The 12,336-nt window shown below is 70.3% G+C and carries 11 protein-coding genes; 5 read left to right on the top strand and 6 right to left on the bottom strand.

Annotation, left to right across the window (positions count from 1 at the left end):
• Positions 1 to 39: 39 nt before the first annotated feature.
• Entirely contained in the window at positions 40 to 807 is a 768-nt protein-coding gene (locus ACSMFO_RS01490; protein WP_037337219.1) for an IclR family transcriptional regulator, read from the top strand.
• A 6-nt stretch (positions 808 to 813) separates the two neighbouring features.
• Here the strand turns inward: ACSMFO_RS01490 and ACSMFO_RS01485 are convergent, their stop codons facing one another.
• The 3 genes from ACSMFO_RS01485 to ACSMFO_RS01475 all read right to left on the bottom strand — a co-directional run bounded on the left by ACSMFO_RS01485 (position 814) and on the right by ACSMFO_RS01475 (position 3,261).
• Complete coding sequence (locus ACSMFO_RS01485) at positions 814 to 1,917, bottom strand: LLM class flavin-dependent oxidoreductase (RefSeq protein ID WP_436456507.1); 1,104 nt, start codon at positions 1,915 to 1,917, stop codon at positions 814 to 816.
• 90 nt (positions 1,918 to 2,007) lie between these two features.
• Positions 2,008 to 2,718, bottom strand: coding sequence for an MBL fold metallo-hydrolase (locus ACSMFO_RS01480; RefSeq protein WP_436456506.1), 711 nt, complete (start codon positions 2,716 to 2,718; stop codon positions 2,008 to 2,010).
• An 18-nt stretch (positions 2,719 to 2,736) separates the two neighbouring features.
• Positions 2,737 to 3,261: a DinB family protein gene (locus tag ACSMFO_RS01475; protein WP_436456505.1), complete on the bottom strand. Its 525-nt coding sequence runs from the start codon at positions 3,259 to 3,261 to the stop codon at positions 2,737 to 2,739.
• Positions 3,262 to 3,392: 131 nt separating this feature from the next.
• Between ACSMFO_RS01475 and ACSMFO_RS01470 the strand changes: the two genes are divergently transcribed.
• Positions 3,393 to 4,244 (top strand): DMT family transporter, encoded by an 852-nt coding sequence (locus ACSMFO_RS01470; protein WP_436456503.1) that lies wholly within the window; start codon positions 3,393 to 3,395, stop codon positions 4,242 to 4,244.
• Here ACSMFO_RS01470 and ACSMFO_RS01465 read toward each other — a convergent pair.
• Positions 4,225 to 5,262, bottom strand: coding sequence for a FecCD family ABC transporter permease (locus ACSMFO_RS01465; RefSeq protein WP_436456502.1), 1,038 nt, complete (start codon positions 5,260 to 5,262; stop codon positions 4,225 to 4,227). The two genes, ACSMFO_RS01470 and ACSMFO_RS01465, sit on opposite strands and share 20 nt — an antisense overlap.
• A 38-nt stretch (positions 5,263 to 5,300) precedes the next feature.
• Positions 5,301 to 6,344 (bottom strand): FecCD family ABC transporter permease, encoded by a 1,044-nt coding sequence (locus ACSMFO_RS01460; protein WP_436456501.1) that lies wholly within the window; start codon positions 6,342 to 6,344, stop codon positions 5,301 to 5,303.
• 105 nt (positions 6,345 to 6,449) lie between these two features.
• Between ACSMFO_RS01460 and ACSMFO_RS01455 the strand changes: the two genes are divergently transcribed.
• From ACSMFO_RS01455 to ACSMFO_RS01445, 3 genes are all read left to right on the top strand, one after another.
• On the top strand, positions 6,450 to 8,135 hold the full coding sequence (locus ACSMFO_RS01455) for an ABC transporter ATP-binding protein (RefSeq protein WP_436456499.1): 1,686 nt from the start codon (positions 6,450 to 6,452) through the stop codon (positions 8,133 to 8,135).
• Positions 8,132 to 9,883: an ABC transporter ATP-binding protein gene (locus ACSMFO_RS01450; RefSeq protein WP_436456497.1), complete on the top strand. Its 1,752-nt coding sequence runs from the start codon at positions 8,132 to 8,134 to the stop codon at positions 9,881 to 9,883. Before ACSMFO_RS01455 ends, ACSMFO_RS01450 begins: the two co-directional genes overlap by 4 nt.
• 113 nt (positions 9,884 to 9,996) lie before the next feature.
• A complete protein-coding gene (locus tag ACSMFO_RS01445; RefSeq protein ID WP_436456496.1) occupies positions 9,997 to 11,082 on the top strand; it encodes an ABC transporter substrate-binding protein in 1,086 nt (361 codons plus the stop codon).
• Between the two features lie 166 nt (positions 11,083 to 11,248).
• Here ACSMFO_RS01445 and ACSMFO_RS01440 read toward each other — a convergent pair whose 3' ends face one another.
• Entirely contained in the window at positions 11,249 to 12,274 is a 1,026-nt protein-coding gene (locus ACSMFO_RS01440) for a metallophosphoesterase family protein (RefSeq protein ID WP_436456495.1), read from the bottom strand.
• Between the last annotated feature and the right edge of the window lie 62 nt (positions 12,275 to 12,336).

Genomic DNA, 12,336 nt, shown 5'->3' with positions numbered 1-12,336 from the left:
CAGGTGACGCTCCCCGAGCGGATAGGGCACACTCAACCCATGCGTGCCGCTGGGCGGAACGACGACACCGAACGAACCGGAGCGGACGGCCTCGTCGCCGCCCGGATCTCCGCGCTGCTCTCCGCCTTCCGCCCCGGCGACGACGCGCTCGGCGTCTCCGAACTGGCACGGCGGACCGGGCTGGCGAAGTCCACCGTCCACCGGCTCACCGGACATCTGGTCGCGACCGGTCTGCTCGAACGCGAGGGCGCGGCGTTGCGGCTCGGGCTCAAACTGTTCGAGATCGGGCAGCTGGCCGTCCGGCGCCGCGGGCTGGTCGAGGCGGCGCGGCCGTATCTCGCCGATCTGCGCGAGGCGACCCGCAACACCGTGCACCTCGCGGTCCTGGAGGGCACCGAGGTGGTCTATCTCGACATCCTGCGGGGACCGGACGCGCCGTCGCTGCCGTCCCGGATCGGTGGCCGGTTCCCCGCGCACGCCACCGGCGTCGGCAAGGCGATCCTCGCCTTCTCCCCGGAATCCGTGGTGACACAAGTGATCGACGCCGGTTTGCCCCGCGTCAGCGTGCGGACGATCACCGCCGCCGGCCTGCTGCGCCGTCAGCTCGCCAAGATCCACGGCGAAGGGATCGCGTTCGAGCGGGAGGAGTCCGGCGTCGGCGTCGTCTGCGCCGCGAGCCCGCTGCTCGACGCGCACGGTGTCGCGGTGGCGGCGTTGTCGATCTCCGGCTGGGCGAATCGCATGCACACCAACCGCGTCGCGCCGGCGGTCCGGACCGCGGCTTTGGCTCTTTCCCGCACCCTGTAAGGGGCTTTACGCGACGAGCCCGCGGCGGACCAGTTCCGGCCGCACGCCTTCGCCGAACCAGTAAGCCTCTTCCAGATGCGGATATCCGGACAGGACGAACTCCTCGATGCCGTGCGCGTGGTACTCCTCGATGAGGTCGGCCACCTCGCGGTGGCTGCCGACGAGCGCGGTGCCCGCGCCGCCGCGGACCAGGCCGATCCCGGCCCACAGGTTGGGGTACACCTCCAGACCCCGGACGCCGCCGTCGGTCTTCCCGCCGTGCAGCGCGGCCATTCGTCGCTGGCCGACGGATTCGCTGGCGGACAACTGCTTCTGGGTGTGGGCGATCCGCTCCGGGTCGATCGCGTCCAGCAGTTTTCCCGCCTCCGCCCAAGCTTCCGCCGACGTGTCACGGGAAAGGGTGTGCAGCCGGATGCCGAAGCGGATCTTCCGGCCCTGCTCCTCGGCGAGTTCGCGGACCTTGGCGATCTTCTCGGCGACTTGCGCGGGTGGCTCGCCCCAGGTCAGGTAGACGTCGGCGTGTGCCGCCGCGACCGGCAGCGCCGCCGTGGACGACCCGCCGAAGTAGATCGGCGGGACCGGATCCGGCGCCGCGCGCGTGGTCGCGCCCTCGACCTTGAGATGCTCGCCGTCGAAATCGAACGGCTTGCCACTCCACACGCCGCGCACGATCTCGAGGAACTCGCCGGTCCGGGCGTAGCGCTCGTCGTGGTCGTGCCAGTCGCCGAACCGGCGCTGCTCGACCGCGTCGCCGCCGGTGACGACGTTGAGCAGCACGCGCCCCTGGGAGATCCGCTGGAACGTCCCGGCCATCTGCGCGGCCAGCGTCGGCGAGATCGTCCCTGGCCGGAACGCGACGAGGAACTTGAGGCTGCGCGTCTCGCGGATCAGCGCCGCCGTCGTCAGCCAGGCGTCCTCACACCAGGTGCCGGTCGGCGTCAGCACGCCTTCGAAACCGTTGGCCTCGGCGGCGCGGGCGACCTGCGCGAGATAGTCCAGGCTCGGCTCACGCGCGGAGGACGCTCCGGCGGCGCGGCTGGCGTGGAAGTGCTCGACGATCGTCCGGCCGTCCCCGGTGGTGGGCAGGAACCAATGCAGCTTGAGCGTCACGGTTCCGAGCTTCGGCTTCCGGGGCGGGCCGGGTCAATCGGCGGGCTCCGCGTCCCGCGATCTGGACGCATTTAGTCCTCTGAACGCGCCTCAGCCGCCGAACATCAGCCGCCATTCCTCCAGCGACTTCGGCTGGAACACGAAGTTCGTGTCCTTCACCCGCGACAGGTTCGCCGACGGCTCGGCGGAGTACTGGTGCCCCGGATAGACGACCGGATCGCCGTCCAGCCCCGCCAGCCACTGCAGGCTCCGGTAGATGGCTTCCGCGTCACCGCCCGGGAAATCGGTCCGGCCGCAGCCTTCGAGGAACAACGTGTCCCCCGAGACGAGCTTCCCGTCGACCAGGAAGCACTGGCTGCCCGGGGTGTGGCCCGGCGTGTGCAGCAGCCGGATCGGCACCGCGCCGACCTCCAGGACCTCGTCGTGCTCGTGCGAGCGCAGGTCCGTGCCGGAAACGCCGGTGATGCGGCGGACCCACTCGGCTTCCGCGCCGTTGACGTGGATCGGCACCTGGACGCGCTCCAGCAGTTCCGCGATCCCCGGCAGCGAGAACCCCATCATCTCGCCGCCGACGTGGTCGGGGTGGTGATGCGTGGCGAGGACACCGGTCAGCCGCATGCCGTCGGCTTCCAGCAGGTCCAGCAGATCCCCGACGGCGTAGGCAGGGTCGACGATGACGGCCTCGTTCGTCTCCCGGTCACCGATCAGGTACGCGAAGTTGACCATCTGCGTCGCGACGGGATCCCCCACCGCGAAGTCGCGGCCCGCGAGCAATTGCCGGAAGTACAGCCTGTCAGCCATGGCGCACACCTTACGGTGCTATTCGCCGGTGGTTCCGTCGGCCAGCTCCCGCAAGACGTCCAGATGCCCGACGTGGCGCGCGGTCTCCTGGAGGACGTGGGCGAGCACCCAGCGCACGGTGAACTTCCCCGACCTGCGCGCCCGGTCGTCCGGCGAGACACCCGCCAGCGACGACTCCGACAAGGCCCACTCGGCGCGATACGCCTCGACGACCGAGCGGGGATCGTCGTCGTCGGACAGGTCCCAGCTCGGATCCGGTGAGCCTTCCCACAGCGAAGGCAGGTCGGCACCGCCCGCCTCGATCGAAAGCCACCAGCGTTCCACCGCGGTCAGATGTTTGAGCAGCCCCAGCGCGCTCATCCGCGGCGACGACGGCAGCGGCGTCGCGGCCGCCTGGTCCCTGGTCAGCCCGGCGACCTTGTTGACCGCCGTCGCGCGAAGGAAACGCAGGAAGTCCCACTGGATCCCGGTTTCGTCCTCGGCGATCCCGTCCGGCCAAGCCCGCTCCACCGGCTCGGCGGGTCTCGAACTCGTGTTCGACATACGGGCACTGTACACATACGGCGAACTCGCGTGATCAGACGGCGAACTCGCGTGATTGAGCGGCGAACTCGCGTGATTGAAGGCGGAACTCGCGTGATCACGCGAGGGCACCACAGGGCTAGGCTCGTTTCATGTGGTGGGGATTGATCTGCGCGTTCTTCGCGGCCTGTGCCTATGGCGTCGCTTCGGTGATGCAGGCGATCGCCGCGAAAGCGACCTCGGGCACCGAAGACCGAGTCGATCCCCGCCTGCTCGTGCGGGTGCTGCGGCAGTGGAAGTTCGTCGCGGGCTTGGCGCTGGACGTCATCGGGTTCGTCGCCCAGGTCGCCGCCCTCCGCGTGCTGCCGCTCTTCGTGGTCCAGGCGGCGCTGGCGGGCAGTCTCGCGGTGACCGCGGTCGCCGCGCGCACGCTCGGCGTCCGGCTGGGCCGTCGCGAGTGGACGGCGGTCGCGGTCGTCTGCGCCGGGCTCGCATTGCTCGGGATGTCGGCGGAGAGCGAGGGTTCGGAGCCGACCGGCCTGGGTTTCCGGCTCGTGCTGATCGGCGCGGTGGTCGTCCTCGGCACGGCCGGGATGTTCGCCGGCCGCGCGGCACGGCGGATCCGGACACCGGCGCTCGGCCTGATCGCCGGTCTGTGCTTCGGCGTCGTCGCGCTTTCCGGCCGCGCGCTCACCAGCCTCGCCCCGCTGGATCTGCTGACCGACCCGGCCACGTACACGCTGGGCGTGGCCGGCGCGCTGGCGATGTTGTTCTACGCCACCGCGTTGCAACGCGGCAGTGTCACCACCTCGACCGCGATGATGGTGATCGGCGAGACCGTCTTCCCGTCCCTGATCGGCGTGCTCGTGCTGGGCGACACCACGCGGCCGGGTTTCGCGGCCGTGGCGGCGGTCGGCTTCGTGCTCGCCGTTTCGGCCGCGCTCGCGCTGGCCCGCTTCGGCGAGCCCGCGCCGATCGAGCCGGTCAGCGCGCCGCTCGGCTGACCCCGCGCCGGGACACCAGCAGCCAGGCCAGGTACAGCCCGCCGATCGCCCCGGTCACCAGTCCGACGGGCAGTCCGGCCAAGAACTGCTGGGTGACCAGGTCACTCGTCACCAGCAGGAGCATGCCCATCAGCGCGGCGGCGGCGAGCCCCGGTCCCGAAGACCGGGTGAGCCGCTTCGACAGCTGAGGCGCGGCGAGGGCCAGGAACGCGATCGGACCGGCGGCCGCCGTCGCTATCGAACACAGCCCGACACTGACGGCGAGCAGCACGATCCGGCTCCGCTGGACCGGCACGCCGAGCCCCATGGCCGAATCGTCGCCCATCTCCAGCAGCGAAAGCCTTCTGCCGTAGACCAATCCCGGCGGCAGCAGGACCGCGATGGCGATCGCGACCGGGACGACGTGCTCCCAGCCGCGTCCGTTGAGCCCGCCGACCAGCCAAGCCTGCGCCGCGAGCCCGTCCTGCCACGCGGCCCTGGTGATCAGATAGGAATTGAACGCGATGAGCATCGCGTTCACGCCGATGCCGACGAGGATCAGCCGGAAGGTGTGCACGCCACCTTTCAGCGCGAGCAACGCGATCAACGCCGCCGTCGCGACGCCGCCGACCAGCGCGCCCAGCGACACCTGGAGCATGCCGCCGTGCACCACGATGATCGTCAGCAGCGCACCGGCCGCCGCGCCTTCGGTGAAGCCGATGAAGTCGGGACTGCCCAAGGGATTCCCGGACAGGCTCTGCAGGATCGCGCCGCTGACCGCGAGCGCGCCGCCGACCAGCAGGGCGGTCAGCAGCCTGGGCAACCGCAGGGTGGTCACGATGAACTCGGTGGCCCGGTCGCCGAAACCGAACAGCGTCTGGATGACCTCGCCGACGGACAGCGGGTAGTCGCCGGTGGTCATGCTGACCGCGCCGACGAAGAACACGGCGACGGCCAGCAGGGCGACGACGATCGCGGCCCGCGGGGTGACACGCAGGGAAAGCCCCCCGCCCGGGCTGCGCAGGACGCGGGTGCTCATCCGTGGCTCCTCCTTGATCGCGGTCCCCTTGCCTGGTGTCACAGGCGGGCCAGCTTCCGGCGGCGGCACAGCGCGATGAACACCGGCGCCCCGAGGAACGCGACGACGATCCCCGCCTGCAGTTCCTCCGGCGGGTTCAGCACGCGGCCGACGACGTCGGCGCCGATCAGCGCGATCGGCGCCAGCAGCATCGAGTACGGCAGCACCCAGCGCTGATCCGGGCCGACCAGCATGCGCGCGGCGTGCGGCACGGCGAGCCCGAGGAACAGGACCGGTCCGATCGCCGCGGTCCCCGCGCCACAGAGCAGCATCACCACGATCGCGCCCAGCACCCGGGTACGGCCGACGTGGGCGCCGAGCGCCTTGCCGGTCTGGTCACCGAGCGCGAGGACGTTGAGCGGGCGGGCGAGCAGCAGCGCGATGATCACACCGAGGACGACGAACGGCGAGATCTGCAGGAACACGTCCCATTTGCGGCCGCTGAGCGAGCCGACGTTCCAGAACCGGAACTGGTTGAACGTCTCCGGCATCAGCAGCAGCACGCCGACGATGTACGCCTGGAGCACCGCAATCACGGCCGAACCGGCGAGTACCAGCCGGTCCGGCGTGGCGCTGCGGCCCGCCGAGCCGAGGACGTACACCACGACCGAAGCGATCGCGGCTCCGGCGAAGGCGAACCAGATGTAGCCGAGCACGCTGGTGACACCGGCGAACGCGATCCCCGACACGATGGCGGCCGCAGCGCCTGTGTTGACGCCGAGCAGTCCGGGGTCGGCGAGCGGGTTCCTGGTGAGCGCCTGCATCACCGCGCCCGCGAGCCCGAGCGCCGCCCCGACGACCAGGCCCAGCAGGGTCCGCGGGATGCGGAGGTCGTGGATGATCACCGCGTCGGTCGAGCCGTCGTTGTGCCACAGCACCGACCAGGTGGAGGTGAACGGGATGTTCTTCGACCCCACCCAGATGCTCAGCAGGAACACCACCGCCAGCAGGGCGAGCCCGACCACCAGACCGCCGGCGCGGAACGTCCGTGCCGCCGCGCTGGGCGGGGATGCCGCTTCGGGCGGGCGTTCGGTGACGACCACGGGACCTCCTTCGAGTGAGGCGAGGCTAACCGAACGCCGGAGTTCACCTCAACGAGCTACCTACTTAGACTAGCCTTACCTTCCCCACCACGATCGGAGGCGCCGGTGACCGCAACGGCCACCACCAGCCGAAGCGTCCTGCGCCAGGCGATTTCCGGGCAACGACGGCAGGTCACCCTGGCATCCGTACTCGCCGCCGGGCACCAGGGCGGTGAAGCACTCGTTCCGGTGATCATCGGCGTGGTGATCGACCAGGCGGTCGACGGCGGCTCCGTGGGCACGCTCGTGTTCTGGCTCGCCGTGCTCGCCGTGGTCTTCGCGGGACTGTCCTACAGCTACCGGTTCGCCGCGCGCGCGGCCGAGGGCGCGTCGCTGCGGGCGGCGCACGACCTCCGCATCGCGATCAGCCGACGGGTCCTGCATCCCGGCGGTGGCGCCGAAAACGGCAAGCTCGCCGGGGAACTGGTCAACATCGGCACCAGCGACGCGCAACGCGTCGGGGTGGTGAACGCGGTGCTGCCGTTCGGGATCGCGGCGCTGGCCGGGGTCCTGGTCAGCGCGATCGCCCTCCTGCGCATCTCGCTTCCGCTGGGTCTCCTCGTGCTGCTGGGCACGCCACCGCTGCTGTATCTCGCGCATCTCATCGGCAAGCCGCTGGAACGCCGCAGCGAAGCCGAACAGGAGCGGTCCGCGCACGCCTCGGGGGTCGCCACGGACTTGGTCTCCGGATTGCGGGTGCTCAAGGGCATCGGCGCCGAACCGGCCGCCGTCGCCCGCTACCGCGACACGAGCCAGAACTCGCTGAAGGCGACGTTGCGCGCCGCGCGGGCCAAGGCCTGGCACGACGGCGCGGTGCTCGCGTTGACCGGCGTCTTCATCGCGATCGTCGCCCTCGTCGGCGGGCATCTGGCGTCGTCGGGGTCGATCAGCGCCGGCGACCTCGTCGCGGCCGTCGGGCTCGCCCAGTTCCTGCTCACTCCGTTCCTGATCTTCTCGTGGGTCAACGGCGAACTGGCGCAGGGCCGCGCCTCCGCGTCCCGGGTCGCCGACCTGCTGACCACGCCGGCCGCGGTGGAATCGGGCGACGGCGAACTCCCGTCACCCGCCACCGGAAACGTCCGGCTCGACGCGGTCTCGTACGGCAGCCTCCGCGGTGTCGACCTCGACATCCCGGCCGGACAACTGATCGGCGTCGTCGCCGCGGATCCGGCCGCGGCCACCGATCTGCTCGACTGCCTCGGCCGCGCGGGCGATCCCGCCGAGGGCCGCGTCGAGGTCGACGGCGTCGATCTGTCCACTGTGGACCCCGAACGGGTTCGGGAGGTCGTGCTGGTGGCGGCGCACGACGCGGATCTGTTCGGAGGGACGCTCGCGGAGAACGTCGGCGCCGGGGATCGCTCACCCGACGAGGCTTTGACCGCGTCGGCGGCTGACGAGGTCGCCGCGGCGCTGCCGGACGGCACCGCGACCGCGGTCACCGAACGCGGACGTTCCCTTTCCGGTGGCCAGCGGCAACGGGTCGCGCTCGCCCGCGCGCTCGCCGCCGACGCGCCGGTGCTCGTCGTCCACGACCCGACGACGGCGGTCGACACGGTGACCGAAGCGAGAATCGCCACCGGGCTCGCCCGGCTACGACGAGGACGGACCACGATCCTGGTGACCACGAGCCCCGCCCTGCTCGCCGTGGCGGACCGCGTCGTCGTCCTCGACGGCGGCCGGATCACCGGCGAGGGCGGCCACGCCGAACTCGTCCGCGATCGCGCCGACTACCGCGCGGCGGTGCTGTCATGACCCGCGAACTGCTCCCCACCGCCGACGGCAAGCGGATCCGGGCGGTCCTCGGCGAGCTGCTCCGCACGTCGAAGGCCCGCGCCGCGGGCGCGCTCACGATGCTCGTCGGCGCCACCGCGATCGGGCTGCTCACCGCCCGCCTGCTCGGCCACATCGTCGACCTGGTCATCGAGAAACGGCCCGCGACCGAACTGACGACCCCGGTCGTGGCCCTGGTCCTGGTCGCCGTCGCCCAGGCGATCGCGACGGCGCTGGGTGTCTCGCTCACCGCGAAGCTCGGCGAGACCCTGCTGGCGGAACTGCGCGAACGGTTCGTCGACCGCGCGCTGGGGCTCCCGCTGGAGCAGATCGAACGCGCGGGCTCCGGCGACCTGACCGCCCGCGTCACCAACGACGTCACGGTGGTCGCGAGGGCGGTCCGCGAAGCCCTGCCCGAACTGGGCCGCTCGGTGCTCACCATCGTGCTGACGCTCGGCGCGCTCGCCGTCCTGGACTGGCGGTTCCTGCTCGCCGCGCTGCTGGCGGCGCCGATCCAGCTGCACACCGTGCGCTGGTACGTCCGCAACGCCGTTCCCTTGTACGCGAAGCAACGGATCGCGACGGGTTCGCAGCAGCAGCAACTGCTCGATACGATCGGCGGCGCGAAGACCGTCCGCGCGTTCCGGCTCGCCGACGCCCATGTGGAGCGCGTGCGGCAGCGGTCCGAGGGCGCGATGGACCTGATGCTGCGCGGTGTGCGGCTGATGACGAAGTTCTTCGCCCGGCTCAACCTCGCCGAGTTCATCGGTCTCTCGGCCGTGCTCGCGGCCGGTTTCCTGCTGGTGGGCGCCGACGCGGTGACCGTCGGCGCCGCGACGGCGGCGGCGTTGTACTTCCACAGCCTGTTCGGCCCGATCAACACCGCGCTCGCACTGGTGGACGACGCGCAAGCGGCCGCCGCGAGTCTCGCGCGCCTGATCGGCGTCGCCGACCTGCCCGCACCGCGCGAACCCGAGCGGCCGGCGAGGCCCGTCGACGCGTCGGTGAAAGCGGCTGGGATCTCTCATTCCTATGTGGACGGACATCCGGTGTTGCGGGACGTCGACCTCGACCTCTCCCCCGGCGAGCGGGTCGCGCTGGTCGGGGCGAGCGGGGCCGGGAAGACGACGCTGGCCAAGCTGATCGCCGGGATCCACACCCCGGCCGCGGGAACGATCTCCGTCGGCGGGGTCCCGCTCGACGAACTCGGGGCCTCCGCCACCCGGCGGGCGGTCGCGCTGATCAGTCAAGAAGTGCACGTCTTCGCCGGTTCGCTGGCGGACGACCTCCGCCTGGCCCGCCCGGACGCGTCCGACGCGGACCTGGTGGCAGCACTGGAAAAGGTCGGCGCACGGGGCTGGGCGGAGGCGCTGGGTCTCGCGACCGTCGTCGGCGAGGGCGGGCATCAGTTGACGGTGACCCAAGCTCAGCAGCTGGCGCTGGCGCGGCTGGTGCTCGCGGATCCGCCGATCGCGATCCTCGACGAGGCGACCGCGGAAGCCGGAAGCGCGGGCGCGAAGACCCTCGAAGCCGCCGCGGCCGCCGCTTTGGAAGGGCGGACCGGTCTCGTCGTCGCGCACCGGCTGACACAGGCGGCGGCCTCGGACCGCGTCGTCGTGCTCGACGCAGGCGTGATCGTCGAAAGCGGGACACACGACGAACTCGTGGCCACGGGTGGTCAATACGCAACGCTTTGGGCCGCGTGGTCGGACAACCGTTCACAGACGTGATCCGGGACGCAGCGTCACCGGTTGCAATCGGCCCGTCGGCGTCTTAGGTTAGCCAAACCTGATTCTCGATTAATCCGGCATCTCGCCGGACCTCCGATCATGAAGGACGGATGATGGCCCGAATCCCCACCCTCTCCGCCGTGCGAGGGCGCCTGAAGACCGCCGGTGTACTGGCGTCCACCCTGGTGCTGGCCGCCTCGCTCACCGCGTGCGGAGGAGGCGGCGAGTCGGCCACCCCGGCCGCGCAGAACTCCGCCGGCTCCGCGGTCGACGCGAACGCGTTCCCGACCACCATCGAGCACAAGTACGGCAGCACCACCATCACCCAGGAGCCCAAACGCGTCGTCACGGTCGGCCTGACCGAACAGGACGCGCTGCTCGCCCTCGGCGTGGTCCCGGTCGGGGTCACCGAATGGCTCGGCAAGTTCCCCGGCACGATCGGCCCGTGGGCGACCGACAAGCTCGGCGGCGCCGCGCTGCCCGAGGTGCTCAAGGACGTGGACGGACCGCAGTACGAGAAGATCGCCGCGCTGAAGCCGGATCTGATCATCGCGCTGTACTCCGGGCTCACCAAGGAGCAGTACGACAAGCTGAGCCAGATCGGCGTCCCGGTCGTCGCGCAGCCCAAGGAGTACAACGACTACGGCATCCCGTGGAACGAGGCGACCAAGAAGGTCGGCCAGGCCGTCGGGCGCGCCACCAAGGCGAACGAACTGGTCAAGGCCGTCGAGGACAAGTTCGCCCAGGCTCGCAAGGAGCACCCGGAGTTCGCGGGCAAGTCGGCGCTGATGGCGTCGACCTACGAGGGCTACTTCGTCTACGGCAGCCAGGACGGCCGCTCGCACATCCTCGAATCGCTCGGTTTCAAGCTGCCCGCCGACCTCGACGCCGTCATCGGTGACAAGTTCGGCAAGAGCCTCAGCGCCGAACGGACCGACCTCCTCGACCGCGACGCGCTCGTGTGGCTCATCGACACCCCGGCCAAGGCACAGGAGATCCTCGGCAAGGACGCCCTCTACACCGGCCTCAAGGTGGCGAAGGAAAAGCGCGAGGTCTTCATCGAGAACGAAGGCAACTACGGCAGCGCGGTCTCGTTCGTGACCGTGCTGAGCCTGCCGTACGTGATCGACCGGATCGTCCCGCAGCTTTCCGCGGCGGTCGACGGCGACCCGAAGACCGAGGTCAAGCCGGCCAGCTGAGCCTGTCGCTCGCTGAGTACGTGAAGGCCCCCTTCATTGCGCCTGGCGCAATGAAGGGGGCCTTCACGTACTTGGAGGTCCCGTTGGGTGCTGCCGCGCCTGGCCGGAGGTGTTGCGAAAGCCACTTTCGCAACCGCCCCACCGAACCCGTAGGCGCGACGCCCGCTCAGTGCGGGAAGCCCCAGGAGTTGTGCAGCGGAACCGTGATCTGCTTCAGCCAGGTCTTCGTGGTGAAGTCGCGCGCCTTGATGACCACCGAGCCCGACGACACCTCGACCTGTAGCCCCTGGTTGAAAGCACCGCCGAGGGACACTTCCCCGCCCTTGCCGTCGTCGGTCCACCCGGTCTGGACGGCCGCGGTGTTGACCACGGTGAACCCTTCGAGGTTGCCGGTACCCGGGACCACCCGGCGGACCACCCAGTCCGACAGGTTGAGATCCCAGTGCGTGTGCCCGGAGAACAGGAACACGTCCCGGTACCGGCCGAGGATCGAAAGCAGCCGGTCGGGCTGGAGGTAGTCGGACCGGTAGAGCTTGTTGTGCGTACCGGAAACCGTGTTGGGCAACGGATGATGGGTCAGCACCATCACCGGGCTGCGCCGGTTCGACCAGTATCGAAGCCGTTGCTCCAGCCAGGTGAACTGGCCGTCGCTCATCCAGACTTCGTCCCACAGCTTGGGGTCGTGGTACTTCGCGTACCGCTCGGTCCCTAGGCAGAGCACGGGAACCCCGCCGAACGACATCTCGCTGTAGACGGTGTTGCGGCCCGCGAACCGGTAGAAACTGCGGAACAGCGAGTCCTCGGTCGTCCCGTTGGGCCAGGTCTCCTGGGCGAGGGTGTCGGGATCGCGCCATTTCGGGACGTAGAACTCGTGATTGCCGATGGCCCACGCGACCTCGCGCGGATGCGGGTGCTTGTCGAAGGTCGAGCGGAGCTGGGCGTACTCGAAGTCGTAGCCGCGCGGGGTGAGGTCACCCGCGATACCGAGCCCCGCACTGCCCGGGTTGATCGCGTGCAGGTCGTCGAGCGCCTTGCCGAAGTCGGTGAGATCGCCCTGGATGTCACTGAGGATGTTGAAGCGGACGACCGGCCCGCGCGGGCCCCACTTCCCTTGCGCCTCAGCCTGTCCCGGCAGCATCGTCACTCCTGCGGCCGCACCGCCGGCGGCCACCATGAACGCTCTTCGATCCATAACCCGAACGCTACTCACGTTTTATGGCCGAAATCGGTCGCGCTTCTGAACAACGCAAGTCC

The organism is Amycolatopsis sp. w19 (assembly GCF_051373225.1).
GTDB lineage: Bacteria > Actinomycetota > Actinomycetes > Mycobacteriales > Pseudonocardiaceae > Amycolatopsis > Amycolatopsis japonica.
This window is presented reverse-complemented; position numbering and strand designations above follow the sequence as displayed.